The organism is Bradyrhizobium sp. JHI2711 (genome assembly GCF_056156565.1).
The window spans coordinates 614,543-632,104 of record NZ_JBPZPT010000003.1; the positions used below are offsets into that span (position 1 = coordinate 614,543).

Genomic DNA, 17,562 nt, shown 5'->3' on the forward strand with positions numbered 1-17,562 from the left:
CCCCATTCCTTCAGGCCGCGGCGGCAAAGCCGGTGACGTCGACGATGCGGTCGGCAATCAAATGACGGATTTCGTCGTCATGGACAATGGCGACCATGGCGACGCCCTGACGTTTCTTTTCAGCGACCAGCTCGACCACCACGGCGCGATTGGCCGCATCGAGCGAGGCGGTCGGCTCGTCCAGCAGAAGGATCGGCAGGTCGGAGATGAAGCCACGGGCGATGTTCACGCGCTGCTGCTCGCCGCCGGAGAAGGTCGCGGGGGGAAGCTGCCAGAGCCGTTCGGGGATGTTGAGACGATGCAGCAGCTCGCCGGCGCGCGCCTGTGCGTCTGCCCGGCTCATGCCATTCGCGATCAGCGGCTCCGCGACGACGTCGATGGTGGCGACGCGCGGCACCGCGCGCAGGAACTGGCTGACATAGCCGATGGTGGAGCGGCGGATGTTGAGCACCTGGCGTGGCTCGGCGGTGGCAAGATCGACCACTTTGCCGCGATGGCGGATGCCGATGCAGCCGCTATCGCAGCGATAATTGCCGAAGATCATCTTCAGGATGGACGACTTGCCGGCGCCCGACGGCCCCGACAGCACGACGCACTCGCCTGGATTGACCTGGAAGGTCACGCCACGCACGACAGGCAGCTCGATGCCGCCCTGCAGGTGCATCGTAAAGGTCTTGCCGGCGTCAGTGATGTCGATCATGGCGGTCATTGGAAAGCTCATATCGTAAAGTTCATGGCGGCAGGATCGAGGAGACGAGGAGCTGGGTATAGGGCTCGCGCGGGTCGTCGAGCACCTGGTCCGTGAGACCGGTCTCGATGACGCGGCCGCCTTTCATCACCATCACGCGGTGCGACAAGAGGCGCGCCACCGCGAGATCGTGGGTGACGATGATGACGGCGAGGTTCAGCTCGGCGACGAGGCTGCGCAAGAGATCGAGCAGGCGCGCCTGCACCGATACGTCAAGGCCGCCGGTCGGCTCGTCCATGAACACGAGCCGCGGCTCGGTAACGAGGTTGCGGGCGATCTGGAGGCGCTGGCGCATGCCGCCGGAATAGGTGCGCGGCGCATCGTCGATGCGCGCGACGTCGATCTCGACGCGCGTCAGCCAATCCGACGCGGTCTCACGGATGCGGCCGTAGTGATTCCACCCCACCGCCATCAGCCGCTCGCCGACATTGGCGCCGGCCGAGACTGCCATGCGCAGGCCCTGCGCGGGGTCTTGATGCACAAAGCCCCAATCGGTGCGGAACAGGAAGCGGCGCTCGGCCTCGCCGAGCGTCGTGAGATCGCGGGTGACGCCATCACGCATCCGATAGGACACATGGCCTGCACTCGGCGCGAGCTGGCCTGACAGCATTTGCAGCAGCGTCGACTTGCCCGAGCCGGATTCGCCGACGATCGCCAGCACCTCGCCGGGATAGAGCGAGAACGACACGTCGCGACAGGCATTGATGCGGCCGAACGACTTGCTGAGGGATTTTGCGACCAGCAGCGGCTCGTCGTTCTCGACCAGATTCTGATCAGCCATTCGCGGCCTCCTGCGCCTTATCCTTGTACGGCGCGGCACTGAGGCTGCCGTGATGGCCGGCGGCCTGGCGGCCCTCGCAATAATCGGTATCCGAGCACACGAACATGCGCCCGCCCTTGTCGTCGGTCACGATCTCGTCGAGATAGGAATTCTCCGCGCCACAGAGCGCGCAGGGCGCGTTGAAGCGGTAGGGCTCGAACGGGTGATCCTCGAAATCGAGCGACACCACCTGGGTGTAGGGCGGGATGGCGTAGATGCGCTTCTCGCGGCCGGCGCCGAACAATTGCAGCGCCGGGGAATTGTCCATCTTGGGATTGTCGAATTTCGGCGTCGGCGACGGGTCCATCACATAGCGCGCGTTGACCTTCACCGGGTAGGCATAGGCCGTGGCGATGTGGCCGAAGCGTGCGATGTCCTCGTAGAGCTTCACATGCATCAGGCCGTATTCGGCGAGCGCGTGCATGCGCCGCGTCTCGGTCTCGCGCGGCTCGAGGAAGCGCAACGGCTCGGGGATCGGCACCTGATAGACCAGCACCTGGTTCTCGTTCAGCGCCGTCTCGGGGATGCGGTGACGGGTCTGGATCACGGTTGCCTCGTCCGTCGCCGTCGTGGTCGCAACGCCCGCGGTCTTGGCGAAGAATTTGCGGATCGAGATCGCGTTGGTGGTGTCGTCCGAGCCCTGGTCGATCACCTTCAGCACGTCCTGAGGCCCAAGGATCGCGGCGGTGACCTGCACGCCGCCGGTGCCCCAGCCATACGGCATCGGCATTTCGCGACTGGCGAACGGCACCTGATAGCCGGGGATGGCGATCGCCTTGAGGATCGCGCGGCGGATCATGCGCTTGGTCTGCTCGTCGAGATAGGCGAAGTTGTAGGCGGGCGCGTTCATTCCGCGGCCTCCTTCATGGCATCGGGCGCATTGGCATCGGCGAATTCCTTGCGCAGTTTGCGCAGGAGGCCGAGCTCGGACTGGAAATCGACGTAATGCGGCAGCTTCAGATGCTCGACGAATCCGGTCGCCTGGACGTTGTCCGAATGCGACATCACGAACTCCTCGTCCTGCGCCGGGGCCAGCGCCTCTTCGCCGAGCTCACGGGCGCGCAGCGCGCGATCGACCAGCGCCATCGACATGGTTTTGCGCTCGCTCTGGCCGAAGGCGAGGCCATAGCCGCGGGTGAAGCACGGCGCCTCGGTCGCGGAGCCCTTGAACTGGTTGACCATCTGGCACTCGGTCAGCTCGATCGCCCCGAGCGGCACGGCAAAGCCGACATCTTCCGCGACAAATTCGACCTCGACCTCGCCGAAACGGATCTCGCCGACGAAGGGATGGTTGCGGCCGTAGCCGCGCTGGGTGGAATAGCCCATCGCGAGCAGAAAGCCTTCGTCACCACGCGCGAGGTTTTGCAGGCGCAAATCACGGTCCGCGGGGAAATTCAGCGGCTCGCGGGTGAGATCGCCGACGCTGGCGCCATCCTCGGCTTCCGGCGATGCTTCGATCAGCCCGTCGCGGCCGAGAATGTCTGTCACGCGCGGCGTCGGCGCGGTGGAGGCTTCGGCCGCAGCCGGCCTCTCCGGCACAAAACCTTGGGCGAGCGATGGATCGAGCAGGCGGTGCGTGTAGTCGAAGGTCGGACCCAGGATTTGGCCGCCGGGAATGTCCTTGAAGGTCGCCGACACCCGCCGTTGCACCCGCATCGCGCCGGTGTCGACGGGCTCGCTGGCACCGAAACGCGGCAGCGTGGCGCGGAAGGCGCGAACCAGGAAGATCGCCTCGATCAAATCACCGCGCGCCTGCTTGATCGCGAGTGCCGCGAGCTCGCGGTCATAGAGCGAGCCTTCGCTCATGACGCGATCGACGGCAAGGCCGAGCTGCTCCGAGATCTGGTCGAGCGAGATTTCCGCAACGCTCTGGTCGCCGCGCCGCTTATGCGCGAGCAGGCGATGGGCGTTCTCGATGGCGCGTTCGCCGCCTTTGACTGCGACATACATGCTTCTAGCTTCCCTTGCTCACGATTCGCGTGGTGCGGGGGATCGCGACCACGGCGTCATCGGCGACCAGCACCACATCGATGCCGCGCGGAAACAGCGCCTCGTTGATATGCAGGCGCTCGAACAGGTCGAACGGCTTGATCGACGCTTGCAGCGTGGCGACCCCGTCGATGCCGGGGCCGCGCAGCTCGAAGCTGCGCCCGGCGGCGAGGCTGTCGATCTGGACGATCACCGTGGTCGAGCGGTCCGGATATTCGCTGGTGCCGAGCGCGAAGCGCTCGAGCGAAGGCAGCGCACCGCCGTCACTGATGAGCGCGAACGAAGCAACCGACGAATCCTGCACAACCGGCGCTCCGGTGTGGAACTTCAGCCACTTCGTCACGTCCGCGCTTTCCGCCATCCGTGCGTCGAGCCAGAGCGGCGTGTCGTGGTCGAACAGCGTCAGCGCGATCGCGGCGGTGCCTCGCATCATCGTATCAGGCGCGCCCGCCATCGGCACGATGCGCTGGACCGAGCCCGGCCGCGCCATGGCGTCCATGACCGAGCGAAAGGTCGATTGCGCCGACAGCACCTTGTCGGCGAAACCCGGCGGCAGTTCCGCAATCGTGGTCATGATCTCACCCCTCACCGCGCACCATGGTGTAGAAATCAACCTTCGTTGCGGCGGCCGCTGCCGCCGCCTGCTTGCGCCTGACCATAAGCTGCTCGCGCAACGGCGCGATAACGTCGCGCTCCACCGCGCCGCCGAAATCGCGGGACTGCACCAGCGCATCGCACAGCGCGATCAGCCGCGCCTTCTCACCGTCGCGGCCGAGCGTGTAGCCGAACCCGACCTCGCCGCTCGCAAGCCGCACCGCGGCGCGCGACACCGTGGCTTCGCCGAGATTGAACGGCGCGCCGTCGCCGCCGACCCGGCCGCGCAGCATGACGAGGCCGTTCTCCGGCGTGCGCAGATCGTGGTGATCCGGGAGAGACAAGTTGCGGAGGCGAGCGGCGATCTCGCCCGCCTCCGCGTGCGCCAGCACCGCCATTGCGGCCTTGCGCTGGGCTTGCTGGTCGTTGTGCTGGGTCACCTGGTCCACCGAGCTTTTTGACAGAACTTGCCGCGTCGAAGTTGTCTATGATAATAGACAACTTCATACGGACGCGCCATGACTGTTTCGTGACAATGCTGTGATTTCTGGAGTAGGTTTCCCGCGACATGAGCATGCAGGACACAGCCTCCTCGGGCGTCGCGCTATGGCGCCTCGTGGCCGATGGCATCGAGCGCGGCATCGCCGACGGCCGCTTTGCGGCCGGCGACAAATTGCCGGGCGAGATGGAGATCGCCGAAACCTATCGCGTCAACCGCCACACCGTGCGGCGCGCGTTGGCAGCCCTCGCCGAGCGCGGCCTGGTGCGCGCCGAGCGCGGCAGCGGAACCTATGTCGAGGCGCAAAAGCTCGCTTATCCCTTGCGCTCGCGCACGCGCTTCTCCGAGATCGTCGGCGCCGATGGCCGCGAACCGCATGGCCGGCTGATCGAGGCGACCGATGACGTTGCGACGCGCGAGCTCGCACGAGAGCTGGGATTGAAGACCGGCGCGCCTCTGGTGCGGATCGAGGCGATTCGCCTCGCCGACCGTACGCCAATCTGTGTTTCCACCACCTGGCTCTCGGCTGAGCTGTTCCCGGACGCGGGCGCCGTGTTCGCAGCAACGCGCTCGATGACGAAGCTGCTGGAGCATTTCGGCGTCCGCGATTATCGCCGCGGCGCGACGAGAATCACCGCAGGGATCGTCGACGCGACCGACGCCGCACGGCTCGACCTGGCGCTGGGGCGGCCGATCCTGGTGGTCGACGCCACCGACCATGATCTCATGGGCAAGCCGCTGGTGACGAAGCACTCGCGCTTTGCGGCAGAACGTGTGGAGTTCTTGGTGGAGAACGCTTAGATCAGAGCGTTTTCCAGCGAAGCCTGCCCTCGGACTTGATCCGGGGTGGAAACGGTTTGCGTCGAGAAAACGCGTCAAAACTAGAATCAGAGCTCCGTTCCGATCCAATCGGAACGATAAGACTGCAGCACGACGTTAGGCGACCGTCCGCTTGCCGATGATCGCGAAGCGCAGCTTGCCGGAAATCCAGTCGATCGACGATACCGTTATCAGGATTAGGAGGATCAGAAACGATACCTTCTGCCATTCCAGCACCCGGATCTGTTCGGCAAGCTGAAGGCCAATGCCGCCAGCGCCAACGATTCCGATGATCGTCGCCGATCGCGTGTTCGACTCGAAATAGTAGAGCACCTGGCTCAGCAAGACCGGGAATACCTGCGGCAGCAATCCGAACCGGACGCTGTGGAGATGGCTGCCGCCCGATGACCGAACGCCTTCCGCGGGGTTCTTGTCGGCGACCTCGATCGCTTCCGAGAACAGCTTGCCGAACGTTCCGAAATCGCTGCAGATCACGGCCAGGATGCCGGCAAACGGCCCCAGCCCCACGACGCCGACCCAGATCAGTGCCCAGATCAAGGTATCGACTCCACGGATGGTATCGAGGCCACGACGGGTCAATAGGCGGATGATCCGGTTTGCAACCACGTTGCGCGCCGCCAGCAGGGATACCGGCAGCGCGAGCAGCGCGCCACCCAGCGTGCCGAGAAACGCGATCGACACCGTCTCTCCGAGCGCATACAGATATTTCAGGACCTCCGCCCAAGAACCCGGGTTGGGCGGCAACATGAGCTGGACGAATTCGCCCAGCCTGACCATGCCCTGGGAGAGCCGATTAAAGGGAATATCGAGCTGGACGATCCCGAACAGGAACAGCCCGACCGCCCCGCCGACGAGTATTGCGATCCTTCCCCGCTGCCACCAATCGGTCCGGAAGACGTCGGGATACCGTTCGGCAATGCCGGCCCGGTTTTCAAAACTGAAGGAGCTCATCGGGTGCTTCCCTCCAGCCCGAGCAGGCGGTGTCGCAACCGTTCCGTCAGGAAGTCGATCAACATGACGGTAAGGACGATGAGCAGCAGGATGGCGCTGACGTCGGTGAAGTAGAACTTGCGAACCGCCTCGATCAGATCCTGACCGATCCCGCCGGCGCCGACGAAGCCCATCACGGCGGCGCCCCGCACGTTGATCTCGAACCTGAGCAAGGCATAGCTCACGAAGTTCGAGAGGACCTGAGGCAACGCGCCGAACCGAACGACCTGAACCCAGCTGCCCCCGCTTGCCGCCACCCCTTCGACCGGCTTGCTGTCGATGTTCTCGACAACCTCGGCGAATTGCTTGCCCAACGCTCCGGCGGTATGGATTGCAATCGCCAGAACGCCCGGCAGCGGCCCGAGACCAAAGGCCAGCACGAAGATCAGGGCAAACACGATCTCCGGCACGGTCCTGAAAAACTCCAGAACGCGCCGGGTGACGAAAACAGTCGTTCCTGATTTCACGAGATTGGCCGAGGCGAGGAAGCAAAGTGCGAAACCGCACAGCGCACCCGAGAGGGTGCCCATATAGGCGATCAGCAACGTATCCCCGAGAAGCCGTGCCCAGCGCGGCAATCCCCACAGCCAGTCCGCCAAATCGCTCCATGCGGTCGCGAACGAAAATTTGGGTGCGATGCTGACGAAATAGGCCGGGAAGCGCCAGAAGTTCTCGACAAAATTCCCGAGACTGACCTCGCCCATCCAGCCCGCGGCAATGGCAACGGCGATCAGGACGGCGGCACCGAGCCATACGCGGCGGCGCTTGGCGGCAATTGCGGCCGCATAGCGATCGCCAAGCTCACGCAGCCTGGCTTCCGGAAATTCGGGAACTGCTGTTCGCATGGGATGTTCGCGAGAGCCGACGGGCAGATCTTGCGATCTGCCCGACTTGTCCAACCCTTCGTTTCCCTCAGGATTTCTGCTTGCGAATGCTGTCGACAAACTTGGTCAGTTCGATCACGGCGTCATACGCCTTGTGGCCGACCTCGACGTAGGGCAATTGCTTCCCCTCGTAAATCTTGTCGAAAGCCGCCTTGTCCTTCACCGCAATTTCCAGCACTGCTTTCTTGATCGCCGCCTTGAGGTCGTCAGGCAGGCTGCTGAGATAGGCCATCGGCGAGTTCACGATCTGCTCGGACTTCATGATGATCTTGAAATCAGCGGCCTTCGCCATGCCCTTCCGTTCCATCCGGAGCAGGTTCGATTCCTTCTCGTCGTTCCACCAGTTGAACGCCGCGTCGCAGGTGCCCTGGGAAAGCCCGATCACCGCGTTTTCATGGCTCCCCGAATAGACCACCTTGGCGAAGAACTTTTCCGGGTCGATGCCCATCTTGTTCATCGCGAAACGCGGCACGTTGTTGCCGGAAGTCGAATTGGGATCGACGAGGCAGAGGTTCTTGCCTTGCAGGTCCTTAATGTCCTTGTAGCTCGAATCGCTTTTGACATAGAGAACCGAGTAATAGCCTTTGGTGCCGTCGCCGTTCACCTCGATCGCGAACGGTTCGACCTTCGCGCCAATGATGTAGGCACGCGCGTAGGACGCCGGGCCGTACATCGCAATGTGAATGTTTCCTGCACGCTGACCTTCGATCACCGCGGCGTAGTCGTTGGCGATGCGCAGCGTGACCTTGGTTCCAAGCTCGCGGGACAGGTACTCCGTCAGAGGCGTCCAGCGGTTGGTGGTGCCGGAGGCATTCTCGTCGGGGACTTTTGCGAAGATCAACTCAGGATATTTTGCCTTCCAGTCCTGCGCCGCAGCGGCTGAAACTGAAAATGCCAGGGCCGCCGCAGCGGCAACGATCGTACGACGGTCTATCATGACGTCTCCCATTTCAAGGTTATGAAACTGTCGAGTTCCGGCTCTACGACCAGGCTCGATTTAAAGAAGCAGCGATCAGGCCACGGCAACCGTGCGGAGGGCAGGAACTGCCGTGCCGACCGATGCATCCGCGGGCGCAACATCCATGACTTCATTCGCCTCGAGATCGTACAGCTCGCGCGCGATATGATCGGTCAAGGCCGCCGGCGCGCCGTCGAACACCACCCGCCCCGCGGCCATCCCGATCAGGCGGTCGCAATAGCTGCGGGCGAGATCGAGCGAATGCAGGTTGCAGAGCACGGTGATACCGAAATGCTTGTTGATGCGCAGAAGCGCATCCATCACGATCTTGGTGTTGCGGGGATCGAGCGAGGCGATCGGCTCGTCGGCAAGGATAATGTCGGGCTGCTGAACCAGCGCCCGCGCGATCGCCACGCGCTGCTGCTGACCGCCCGAGAGCTGGTCGGCGCGCTGGGCCGCGATGGCAGCCATGTCGAACTGCTCGAGCGCCGACATCGCGATGGCCTTGTCTTCTTCGGGCCAAAGCTGCAGCAGCGACCGCCATGTCGGCACCGTCGACAGCCGCCCCATCAGCACATTGGTGAGGACGTCGAGCCGGCCGACGAGGTTGAACTGCTGAAAAATCATCGCCGACCGCGCACGCCACTGCCGCAGCTCCTTGCCGCGCAGCGCGGTGACGTCGACGCCTTCGAACAGGATGCGGCCTTCGGAGGGCTCGATGAGGCGGTTGATGGACCGCAGCAATGTCGACTTGCCGGCGCCGGATCGCCCGATCACCCCGACGAAGCCGCCAGGGGAAACTTGAAACGAAGCATCGTCCACAGCGGCCTTCGCGCCGAAGCGACACGTCAGGCCTTCAACCACCAGCATCGAGGGGCTCCAGAGTAGCTGGAGCCAACCGCTAACGCCCGTGGTTAACACTTGTGTGACAAGGCTGCTGCAGTGCGGCCATCCTACGCACGTCATCCCCTGTCATCTCATTGTCACGACACCGTCATCCGGCCGCTCGAAGAAAGACGCCCGCCCTCGCACTTCGGATGCAACATGGCCGCCAAAGCTCTTTCGGTTCAGCCGACCGTCGATCCCTCGGCCAAGCTGCATGAGACCAGGCTTGGCGCCTACACCGAAGTCGGCGCGCGCACGATCCTGCATGAAGTCGCGATGGGCGATTATTCCTATGTCGTGAACGATGCGCAGATCACCTACGCCACCATCGGAAAGTTCTGCTCGATCGCGGCGATGACCCGCATCAATCCCGGCAACCATCCGATGCATCGCGCCACTCAGGCGCATTTCACTTACCGATCCAGCGCCTATTTCGAAGGTGAGAGCGACGATCTCGAGTTCTTCGACTGGCGCCGCCGGCATCACGTTCATATCGGCCATGACGTCTGGATCGGCCATGGCGCGATCGTGCTGCCGGGCCGCAACATCGGCACCGGCGCGGTGATCGCCGCCGGCGCGATCGTCACCAAGGACGTGCCGGCCTACAGCATCGTCGCCGGCAATCCGGCCCGCATCGTGCGGCGGCGATTCTCGGAGGAGATCGCCGGACGGCTCGCAAGGCTTGCTTGGTGGGACTGGGATCACGACAAGTTGCGCGAGGCGCTGCCCAATTTCCGCAAGCTCGGGATTGAAGATTTCCTCTCGTCATACGAAGCAAAAGCGAGCTCACTCGCCAATTCTCCTGCCAGCAAACGAAGCGCGGTCGCGTGACAGACATATTCATCGAAGGCGGCCGGGCCCTGATCGGCGCCGAGCTCGTCGAAACCTCCCTTCTCGTCTCCGGAACAGACATTGCAGAGGTCGACGCCTCTCGCGGCCGGGCGCGGCTGGCGCTGGATGCCCGTGACCTGCTGGTGCTGCCCGGCATCGTTGATCTGCATGGCGATGCCTTCGAGCGCCAGATGATGCCGCGCGCCGGCGTCGACTTTCCGATCGACGTCGCGCTCGCCGACAGCGACCGCCAGGCGATCAGCAACGGCATCACTACCGTGTTTCACGCCACAACCTGCTCGTGGGAGCCGGGCCTGCGCAGCGCCGACAATGCGCGCGGTCTGATGGAGGCGATCGAGCGGCAGCGTCCTCAATTCGCCGCCGACACCCGCTTCCACCTGCGGCACGAGACCTTCAATCTCGATGCCGAAGCGGAGATCGCACAGTGGCTCAGCGAGGGCCGCGTCGACCTGTTCGCCTTTAACGATCATATGGACGGCGTCGTTGCCGACATCTCCAACCCACGCAAGCGCAACCGCATGGTGGAGCGCACCGGTCTGTCGAGCGACGAATTCGACCGGCTGGTCGAGCGCGTGGTCTCGCGCGCCGACGAGGTGCCCACCTCGGTGTCACGCCTGGCCGCCGCGGCCCGCACCGCCGAGGTGCGGATGCTCTCGCACGACGATTCGAGCCCGGCGATGCGCCGGGACTTTCGCGAGCTCGGCGCCTTGATCGCGGAGTTTCCGATCAACGAGGAGACGGCGCGCGCAGCGGCCAGCCACGGCGATGCCATCGTCTACGGCGCGCCGAACGTCGTGCGCGGCGGCAGCCACACCGGCTGGACCAGGGCCTCCGACATGATCGCCAAGGGGCTCTGCTCGGTGCTGGCGTCTGACTATTATTATCCCGCGCAGCTGCTCGCCGCGTTCCGCCTGGCCGCCGATGGCGTGGTGCCTCTGGCTCAGGCCTGGGATCTGGTCTCCGCCGGCCCGGCGCGCGCGACCGGCCTCACCGATCGCGGCCTGCTCGCGGAGGGACGCCGCGCTGACATTCTCCTCGTCGACGACAACGTGAAGCTGCGGCCGCGGCTGATCGCGGTGATCTCAGGCGGCAGGCTCGTGCATCTCACCGACGCGACGCGGCTGCTCACCGCAGTGGCGGCCCCGCGCGAGACTGTCGTCGCGGCGTAAATTGGTTATGCTGAGGCAATGACAGGTTTCCCCCGCTACGCGATCTATTATGCCGCAGGCCGCGACAGCGCCCTCTCCCGCTTCGGCGCCGAGCTGCTCGGCTATGACGCCTACAGCGGCGGCGAGATTTCGTTTCCAGAGCAGGCGCTGCACGCCGCGCCCGACTGGCGCGAGGTCAGCGCCGATCCTCGCAAATACGGCTTTCACGCCACGCTGAAGGCGCCGATGGCGCTGGCGCCTGGCAATACCGAAGCCGAGCTGCTGGCCGCCTGCGCGGCCTTCGCGGGCAGGACACGTCCGATCCCGGCGATCCGACCAGTGGTCGATGCCATCAGCGGCTTCATTGCCGTTATTCCGGCCGAGCCGATGGAAACGCTCCAGCAACTTGCCGCTGATTGCGTTCGCGAGTTCGACCCGTTTCGCGCCGCGCTGACGGCGGAAGATCGCGCTCGGCGCAAGCCGGAGAAGCTCAGCGAGCGGCAGCGCGATTATCTCGACCGCTGGGGCTATCCTTACGTGATGGAAGAATTCCGCTTCCACATGACGCTGACGGGGCGGCTGGATGCGGAGCGGCGCGGGCCGATCCTTCAGATGCTGCGAACACGGTTTGCGGCGCTGGGGATCGAGACGCTCGCGATCGATCGCATTGCCCTGTTCAAGCAGGATGATGCCAAGGCGCGGTTTCGCATCATCGGCGAGTGGGCTTTGGTGCGGTAGACCTCAGCGCGAGGTCGCAAGATTGAAAGCGAGCGCCACCGCGCCAACCAGAACGAGGCTGATCGCCCAGACTGCATCCAGGTTGAACCAGCTTCGCGAGACGAACCTCAGTCCCAGATGGCGGTAGACCAGCCACGCCAGACATCCGCCGGCGCCGACCATGGCGGCAACGTGCACCAGCGACACCAGCACCGCCATCCCGAGATTTGCCGTCATCAGCGCGCCCGCCGCCTGATGGCCGGCATCGAGCTCGAAGGCCTGGCAGAGCCCGAGATAGATCGGCACGAGCATCAGGGCAGCGCCGTGAGCGATGGCGACGGCAAATGACCAGAGCACCAATTGCGTCGGCGGAATTCGTGCCAGCGCGCGCGGATGACGCCGGTCGATCAGCCGGTAGACGCCAAAGCCGATGACGAGAAGACTCGCGACGATCTGGATTGGACGCTGCCATTCGGCCAGTACGAGCAGGAAGGCGAACGGCAGCAGCACGAGAAGTGTTGCCAGGAGGTGCCCGGCCGCCAGAGCCCACAATGCACGGAAGAGCGCGAGGGGGCTCTTGTCCATGAGCCCGGCCGAAACGGCGAGCGGCCATCCCATTCCCGGATTGACCCCGTGGTAGAGACCGCTCGCAACAAGCGCGAGCCACAGCCAGCCAAGGGCCGGGCTCGCCTGCGTGCCATCTAGACCGACGGGTAGCAAAATGAGTCCGTCGAACAGTCGCCGCCCTCGAGCCTGATCTGGTGCGCACGATATCCGTCGGGGAAGCTCACGAAATAGTCCTTGTCGAGCTCGAGGCCGCCGTTGCGACCGACATTGGCCATGACTTCCACGCCCGGAACCCCGTCGGGATAGAACTGGTCGTCCCAGGTGGAATAAAGCGAATTGGTCCAGTACACGCGCCGGCCGTCGCGGCTGATCTCGACCATCTGCGGACCCGCCGCAAAGGGCTTGCCGTTCGGATGGGGCGTGCGGCGCGCGATGCCGCCGATGTGGACTGAGCCCGCAAGCTTCGGCTTTCTGGGATCGCTGACGTCGTACTGGCGCATCTCACCCGTGCCCCAGCACGAGACATAGAGAAACCGGTCGTCCATCGACAGGTCGATGTCCGTCACCAGCGGCGGCACGGCGCCAAATCCCTGCAGCAGCGGCGGCAGCTTCTCCTTGGGCGCGGGTTCGGGAGGGATCGTCGCCGTCTTCTCGGCATGGAATCTTCCGTCCTCGCGCCACCAGGTCCAGATCGACGCTTCGAGGTTGGTGGTGTCGACCACGACGCCAACGAAGCCGTACTCGCGAACCGGATCGTGCGCGGGGCGCACCTCCAGCGCCATCTGATGATTGGCGCCGAGGTCGATGGTCTGGACGTTGCGACGCGCGCGAAGGTCCCAGAAGTGGAGACGATGGCCATATTTGTTCGCAAGCAGATCTTCCGGGACGATCCCGTTCTCGAACTGCGGCGGTAACGCCCATTCGCTCGTCACCATGTAATCGCGCGGCAGATTCCACCAGAAATCATAATGCAGCGTCTGCGGGCCACGGTCGATCTCCCATCGTCCAAGAACTTCGAACGTCTCGCAATCCATGATGAAGACGCCCGGAGGTCCATTGGTGCCGTCCTTGCCGCCGCCGCCCAGCGTGCTCACGTAAATGCCGTCCGGCCCGCAATGGATCGTGTGCGGCCGCGAGTAGCCGGTCTTCTTGAAGACCTCCTCAGGCTCGATGATCTTGTGGATCTTGGCCTGCGTCGGATCGGGCTTGGTATCGATGACGTAGATCCGCGACGAGCGCAGCCCCGGGATGATGAGATAGCGCCGCTCGATGAAGGCGTGTCCGGCGAGCGGCGACAGGGCGGAGGAGCAAGCATTCCAGCCGAAATGGTGAAACTCATCACCCTTGTTGGGCATCGTTACGGTGTGGACGATCTGGCTATAGGTCGGCGATCCCGGCTTGACGTCGATGACCGCGAGAGCATCCGGCTTTGAGAAATCCGGACTGAGCAGCAAGGTGTAAGCAAAATTCTCCGCAGGCGCTTCCATCGCAAGCTTGGGCGATGCGTGAAAGGTGGGATCCGGCCTCATCGTCATGGCACTGCCTCCCTGTTCTGTCGGTTTGCACCAACCTGGCTCGGGATAGTGGCAAAAGAAGAGCTGTTGCGCGATGTCCTGAGAATCTCCGCAGGGCCGGTTGGCGCGCGTACATTATGCCATCGCGGGGCTATGGGGAACGGCCCGGCACGCGCTAATTCGACGCCTTCAGGCGAAATGGGCATCCCTCGTTCATTTCGAGCGAGGGCGCACAAGTCGCTCCTCGCAGCCTTCGTAGGGTGGGCAAAGGCGCAAAGCGCCGTGCCCACCGCTCTTCCCGCGGGCGCGCAAGTTGGTGGGCACGCTTCGCTTTGCCCACCCTACGACAGCTTCACGCAATGACGGGGGAGAGAATTACTTCCCCCACCTGAGCGCCAACGCGTCGCGCTCCTTGGCGAGCTCCAATAGCCCGGCGCGCGTCGCCGGATGCAGCGGCTGCAGCGGATGGCGCACCGCCTCCGACTTGATCACGCCGCCGGCCTGCATCATCACCTTGCAGGCGATCAGGCCGCATTGGCGGTTCTCGTAGTTGATCAGCGGCAGCCAGCGCTCGTAGGCGGCCTTCGCCTTTTCGCGATCGCCCGCGAAATAGGGATCGATGATCTGGCGGATGCCGTCGGGATAGCCGCCGCCGGTCATGGCGCCGGTGGCGCCGGCGTCGAGATCGGCGAGCAGCGTGATCGCCTCCTCGCCGTCCCAGGGGCCCTCGATGTCCTTGCCGCCCGCCTCGATCAGGCTGCGGAGCTTCGAGGCCGCGCCCGGCACCTCGATCTTGAAATAGCGGATGTTGGAAAACTCGCGCGACAGCCGCGCGAGCAACTCGACCGACAGCGGCGTGCCGGCAACCGGCGCGTCCTGGATCATGATCGGGATGTTGATCGCGCCGGAGAGCACCTTGAAGAATTCGACGATGCCTTTCTCGGGGACGCGGAAGGTCGCGCCGTGATAGGGCGGCATCACCATCACCATGGCGGCGCCGGCCGCCTCGGCCTGCTTGCTGCGCGCGGCGCATACGGCCGAGCTGAAATGGGTGGTGGTGACGATCACGGGAACCCGGCCGGCCACATGGTCCAGCACCGCATGCATCACCGTGTCGCGCTCGGCATCGGTGAGCACGAACTGCTCGGAGAAATTGGCGAGGATGCAAATGCCGTGCGAGCCGGCGTCGATCATGAAATCGATGCAGCGGCGCTGACCCTCGAGGTCGAGCTCGCCGCGCTCGTCGAAGATGGTGGGCGCGACCGGGAACACGCCGCGATAGGGGCGTTGGGCCTTGTGTGGGGTGACCGGCATCGAACTCTCCATCCCTGATGTCTTGCGTCTGTCGCCGCGCCCGCGGGAGCGAGGCGGCACAGATGTACCCGCAGTGCCGAGCTGCGGCAATGCCCGCGCGACATCAGGTGGAAAGAGTACGAAAATCAGGCGCTCTTCACGGCGCCCAGGAAACCCTCGACCGCGACGCGGAGACGATCGGCGTCCGCCGACATCTTCTTGACGGACTCCGACAGCACCGTCCCGGCATTGCCGGTCTCCTGGTTGAGCCTGGCGACGCTGCCGATGGTATCGGTGACCTCGCGGGTGCCCTGGGCCGCCTGCTGGAAGTTGCGCGAGATCTCCGTCGTGGCCGCGCGCTGCTGTTCGACCGCGGCGGCAATCGCCGTCATCTTCTCGTCGATGCCGCCGATGGCGCCGCCGATCAACCGGATCGCGGCGACCGCCTGGCCGGTCGCGCCTTGGATCTCCTCGACCTGGCGCGAGATCTCTTCCGTCGCCGTCGCGGTCTGCGCCGCAAGGCTCTTGACCTCGCCTGCAACCACCGCGAAGCCGCGGCCGGCCTCGCCGGCGCGCGCGGCTTCGATGGTGGCGTTCAATGCCAGCAGATTGGTCTGGGCCGCGATCGCGTTGATCATCTTCACGATCTCGCCGATGCGGCTCGCCGTCTGATCGAGGATCTCGACCGTCGCATTGGTCTGCTCGGCCTGGGCCACGGCCTCGCGGGCCTCGCGGGCGCTCGACTGCACCTGCGCGGAGATCTCGCCCACGGATGCGGAGAGCTCCTCGGTCGCGGCGGCGATGGTCTCGAGATTATTGGTGGCCTGCTCGGCTGCCGAGGACACCGCCGCGGTCTGGCTGCTCGATTCCGTGACCAGCGAGCGCACGCCGCTTGCGGTAGCGTCGAGCTCCCGCGTCGAGGCCGCAACGCTCCGGATCACCGCCTGCACCGTGTCGTCGAAGGTGCGGCAGGCGGCATCGACGGTGCCGGAGCGGGCGAGCTGCAGCGCCTGCTGCGATTCGCGTTCCTTACCCAGCCGCTCCGCGGTCGCCGCGCTCTCGCGCAGGCTTTCGAGCGCAGCCGCCATGGTGCCGAACTCGTCGGGATGCCGCGATTGCGGCACCGGCGTCGCATAGTCGCGGGCGCTGATGCGGGCGATGGCGTCGAGGATGGCGCGCACCGGGCGCATCAGCCGGTTGCGCACCACAAACACGCCCGCGACAGTCACGGCCAGTGCGAGCAGGAAGCCGAAGGATTGCACGATGAGATTGGTGAGGGCTTTCGCCTGAACCGCCTCCGCGTGCGCGATCGACAGGTCGAGCGCCTTGCTCGCGACCGCGACGATCGACGCGAACGGAGCCTGGCACAACGTGTTCCATTCCGCGGCGGGCATCGCGGGCCGGCCGCTGCCGTCGAAGCCCTTGGTGATCTCGCCGATCTGCTTGAGGGCGCCGTCAGTCTTGGCCCTCGCCTCCTTGGCCGTGTTGACGAGGTCGGCCGGCACGTCAGGCGCAGCCAGCAGCTCCTCCATGCCGGTCCAGCCGGCGGCGACGACGCCGTTCCATCCGGCCACGGTCTGCTTCTGGGCATCGTCGAGCGGCTTGCTGGCGTTGACGTTCGGCCGCAGGGTCGAGCACTGGATGCCGTAGCGGTCGCGCACCTGCCAGGCGAGGCGGCGGGCCTGGATCATGCGGGCGATGTAAGGATCGTTCATCCAGGCGCGGTTCGACACGGCAGTGGATGCGAGATTGGCGGTCTCGATCACCTTGGTGACCGCATCGTACCAGGGCGCAGTCCGCTCCAGCTTGCGCTCGGCGCGCGGCAGCTTGGCCTCGTCGTAGAACAACTGGAATTTTGGCGCGGCCTCGCTCCAGCGCTGCTTCAGCGTGCTGGCGAGTTCGTCGCGGCGGGCGAATTCGACGGTAGAGAGCGCCGCGCTGATGGCATCGTAGCCGGCCTGTTCCGCCTTCTCGGCAACGCCGAGCTTGGCGCGCGGATCGTCCTCACCGAGCAGGGCGCTCTGGGCATCGCCACGATTGCTGCGCAGGGCAACCACGCCATGGAAGATCGACTTGTCGGCATTCGCGAGCCGCTCGGTCTCCAGACTGTCGCTGTAGCGGCCGAAAGCCCCGACCATCTGGATGGCCGTGCTGGTCAGCGCGCCGGCCGCCAGCAGCGTCATCAGGACCAGGAGAAGCGTGCTTACCGATTTCTTAAAAATGGACATGGGTCAAGGGGCCTAACTCTCCGGAGAGGCCACCTT

18 protein-coding genes are annotated in these 17,562 nt (G+C 64.8%); 4 read left to right on the forward strand and 14 right to left on the reverse strand.

Features of this window, described 5'->3' with window-relative positions:
• Positions 1 to 10: 10 nt before the first annotated feature.
• The 6 genes from phnL to phnG are packed head-to-tail and all read right to left on the reverse strand — an operon-like array spanning position 11 to position 4,600.
• Entirely contained in the window at positions 11 to 709 is a 699-nt protein-coding gene (phnL, locus tag ACTEK7_RS25240) for a phosphonate C-P lyase system protein PhnL (RefSeq protein WP_057027587.1), read from the reverse strand.
• 22 nt (positions 710 to 731) lie between these two features.
• Positions 732 to 1,529 (reverse strand): phosphonate C-P lyase system protein PhnK, encoded by a 798-nt coding sequence (phnK, locus tag ACTEK7_RS25245; protein ID WP_036014398.1) that lies wholly within the window; start codon positions 1,527 to 1,529, stop codon positions 732 to 734.
• On the reverse strand, positions 1,522 to 2,418 hold the full coding sequence (locus ACTEK7_RS25250) for an alpha-D-ribose 1-methylphosphonate 5-phosphate C-P-lyase PhnJ (protein ID WP_036014400.1): 897 nt from the start codon (positions 2,416 to 2,418) through the stop codon (positions 1,522 to 1,524). Before ACTEK7_RS25250 ends, phnK begins: the two co-directional genes overlap by 8 nt.
• The gene (locus tag ACTEK7_RS25255; RefSeq protein ID WP_225147311.1) at positions 2,415 to 3,518 is read right to left on the reverse strand and encodes a carbon-phosphorus lyase complex subunit; all 1,104 of its coding nucleotides are present in this window, start codon (positions 3,516 to 3,518) and stop codon (positions 2,415 to 2,417) included. The genes ACTEK7_RS25250 and ACTEK7_RS25255 overlap by 4 nt, the downstream gene beginning before the upstream one ends.
• Positions 3,519 to 3,522: 4 nt before the next feature.
• The gene (gene phnH, locus ACTEK7_RS25260) at positions 3,523 to 4,131 is read right to left on the reverse strand and encodes a phosphonate C-P lyase system protein PhnH (protein WP_225147310.1); all 609 of its coding nucleotides are present in this window, start codon (positions 4,129 to 4,131) and stop codon (positions 3,523 to 3,525) included.
• Between the two features lie 4 nt (positions 4,132 to 4,135).
• Positions 4,136 to 4,600: a phosphonate C-P lyase system protein PhnG gene (gene phnG / locus ACTEK7_RS25265; RefSeq protein ID WP_109145401.1), complete on the reverse strand. Its 465-nt coding sequence runs from the start codon at positions 4,598 to 4,600 to the stop codon at positions 4,136 to 4,138.
• 119 nt (positions 4,601 to 4,719) lie between these two features.
• On the opposite strand from phnG, the gene phnF reads away from it, so the two are divergent.
• The gene (phnF, locus tag ACTEK7_RS25270) at positions 4,720 to 5,451 is read left to right on the forward strand and encodes a phosphonate metabolism transcriptional regulator PhnF (RefSeq protein WP_225147309.1); all 732 of its coding nucleotides are present in this window, start codon (positions 4,720 to 4,722) and stop codon (positions 5,449 to 5,451) included.
• A 135-nt stretch (positions 5,452 to 5,586) separates the two neighbouring features.
• Here phnF and phnE (ACTEK7_RS25275) read toward each other — a convergent pair whose 3' ends face one another.
• The 4 genes from phnE (ACTEK7_RS25275) to phnC all read right to left on the reverse strand — a co-directional run bounded on the left by phnE (ACTEK7_RS25275) (position 5,587) and on the right by phnC (position 9,192).
• Positions 5,587 to 6,441 carry a phosphonate ABC transporter, permease protein PhnE gene (gene phnE, locus ACTEK7_RS25275; RefSeq protein ID WP_225147308.1) on the reverse strand — a complete coding sequence of 285 codons (855 nt, stop codon included), beginning with the start codon at positions 6,439 to 6,441 and terminating at the stop codon, positions 5,587 to 5,589.
• Positions 6,438 to 7,325, reverse strand: coding sequence for a phosphonate ABC transporter, permease protein PhnE (gene phnE, locus ACTEK7_RS25280; protein WP_225147383.1), 888 nt, complete (start codon positions 7,323 to 7,325; stop codon positions 6,438 to 6,440). The genes phnE (ACTEK7_RS25275) and phnE (ACTEK7_RS25280) overlap by 4 nt, the downstream gene beginning before the upstream one ends.
• A gap of 67 nt (positions 7,326 to 7,392) precedes the next feature.
• A complete protein-coding gene (phnD, locus tag ACTEK7_RS25285) occupies positions 7,393 to 8,301 on the reverse strand; it encodes a phosphonate ABC transporter substrate-binding protein (protein WP_225147307.1) in 909 nt (302 codons plus the stop codon).
• A gap of 75 nt (positions 8,302 to 8,376) precedes the next feature.
• Complete coding sequence (gene phnC / locus ACTEK7_RS25290; protein ID WP_225144940.1) at positions 8,377 to 9,192, reverse strand: phosphonate ABC transporter ATP-binding protein; 816 nt, start codon at positions 9,190 to 9,192, stop codon at positions 8,377 to 8,379.
• Positions 9,193 to 9,366: 174 nt separating this feature from the next.
• Here phnC and ACTEK7_RS25295 point away from each other — a divergent pair, with 174 nt between their 5' ends.
• The 3 genes from ACTEK7_RS25295 to ACTEK7_RS25305 are packed head-to-tail and all read left to right on the forward strand — an operon-like array spanning position 9,367 to position 11,945.
• A complete protein-coding gene (locus ACTEK7_RS25295; RefSeq protein WP_225147306.1) occupies positions 9,367 to 10,038 on the forward strand; it encodes an LbetaH domain-containing protein in 672 nt (223 codons plus the stop codon).
• A complete protein-coding gene (locus ACTEK7_RS25300) occupies positions 10,035 to 11,228 on the forward strand; it encodes an alpha-D-ribose 1-methylphosphonate 5-triphosphate diphosphatase (RefSeq protein WP_225147305.1) in 1,194 nt (397 codons plus the stop codon). The genes ACTEK7_RS25295 and ACTEK7_RS25300 overlap by 4 nt, the downstream gene beginning before the upstream one ends.
• An 18-nt stretch (positions 11,229 to 11,246) precedes the next feature.
• Entirely contained in the window at positions 11,247 to 11,945 is a 699-nt protein-coding gene (locus tag ACTEK7_RS25305; RefSeq protein ID WP_109145407.1) for a DUF1045 domain-containing protein, read from the forward strand.
• A 3-nt stretch (positions 11,946 to 11,948) separates the two neighbouring features.
• Here ACTEK7_RS25305 and ACTEK7_RS25310 read toward each other — a convergent pair whose 3' ends face one another.
• The 4 genes from ACTEK7_RS25310 to ACTEK7_RS25325 form a co-directional block, all read right to left on the reverse strand.
• Positions 11,949 to 12,542 (reverse strand): hypothetical protein, encoded by a 594-nt coding sequence (locus tag ACTEK7_RS25310; protein WP_109145408.1) that lies wholly within the window; start codon positions 12,540 to 12,542, stop codon positions 11,949 to 11,951.
• Between the two features lie 83 nt (positions 12,543 to 12,625).
• Positions 12,626 to 14,026: a selenium-binding family protein gene (locus ACTEK7_RS25315; RefSeq protein ID WP_225147304.1), complete on the reverse strand. Its 1,401-nt coding sequence runs from the start codon at positions 14,024 to 14,026 to the stop codon at positions 12,626 to 12,628.
• A gap of 354 nt (positions 14,027 to 14,380) precedes the next feature.
• Entirely contained in the window at positions 14,381 to 15,319 is a 939-nt protein-coding gene (locus ACTEK7_RS25320; RefSeq protein WP_036026912.1) for a dihydrodipicolinate synthase family protein, read from the reverse strand.
• Positions 15,320 to 15,444: 125 nt separating this feature from the next.
• A complete protein-coding gene (locus ACTEK7_RS25325) occupies positions 15,445 to 17,526 on the reverse strand; it encodes a methyl-accepting chemotaxis protein (RefSeq protein WP_225147303.1) in 2,082 nt (693 codons plus the stop codon).
• Positions 17,527 to 17,562 lie beyond the last annotated feature (36 nt).

Coding starts and splice junctions, on each gene's coding strand:
- phnL (WP_057027587.1), bottom strand. CDS start 709: ATGACCGCCATGATCGACATCACTGACGCCGGCAAGACCTTTACGATG.
- phnK (WP_036014398.1), bottom strand. CDS start 1,529: ATGGCTGATCAGAATCTGGTCGAGAACGACGAGCCGCTGCTGGTCGCA.
- ACTEK7_RS25250 (WP_036014400.1), bottom strand. CDS start 2,418: ATGAACGCGCCCGCCTACAACTTCGCCTATCTCGACGAGCAGACCAAG.
- ACTEK7_RS25255 (WP_225147311.1), bottom strand. CDS start 3,518: ATGTATGTCGCAGTCAAAGGCGGCGAACGCGCCATCGAGAACGCCCAT.
- phnH (WP_225147310.1), bottom strand. CDS start 4,131: ATGACCACGATTGCGGAACTGCCGCCGGGTTTCGCCGACAAGGTGCTG.
- phnF (WP_225147309.1), top strand. CDS start 4,720: ATGAGCATGCAGGACACAGCCTCCTCGGGCGTCGCGCTATGGCGCCTC.
- phnE (WP_225147308.1), bottom strand. CDS start 6,441: ATGAGCTCCTTCAGTTTTGAAAACCGGGCCGGCATTGCCGAACGGTAT.
- phnE (WP_225147383.1), bottom strand. CDS start 7,325: ATGCGAACAGCAGTTCCCGAATTTCCGGAAGCCAGGCTGCGTGAGCTT.
- phnD (WP_225147307.1), bottom strand. CDS start 8,301: ATGATAGACCGTCGTACGATCGTTGCCGCTGCGGCGGCCCTGGCATTT.
- phnC (WP_225144940.1), bottom strand. CDS start 9,192: ATGCTGGTGGTTGAAGGCCTGACGTGTCGCTTCGGCGCGAAGGCCGCT.
- ACTEK7_RS25295 (WP_225147306.1), top strand. CDS start 9,367: ATGGCCGCCAAAGCTCTTTCGGTTCAGCCGACCGTCGATCCCTCGGCC.
- ACTEK7_RS25305 (WP_109145407.1), top strand. CDS start 11,247: ATGACAGGTTTCCCCCGCTACGCGATCTATTATGCCGCAGGCCGCGAC.
- ACTEK7_RS25310 (WP_109145408.1), bottom strand. CDS start 12,542: ATGGGATGGCCGCTCGCCGTTTCGGCCGGGCTCATGGACAAGAGCCCC.
- ACTEK7_RS25315 (WP_225147304.1), bottom strand. CDS start 14,026: ATGACGATGAGGCCGGATCCCACCTTTCACGCATCGCCCAAGCTTGCG.
- ACTEK7_RS25320 (WP_036026912.1), bottom strand. CDS start 15,319: ATGCCGGTCACCCCACACAAGGCCCAACGCCCCTATCGCGGCGTGTTC.
- ACTEK7_RS25325 (WP_225147303.1), bottom strand. CDS start 17,526: ATGTCCATTTTTAAGAAATCGGTAAGCACGCTTCTCCTGGTCCTGATG.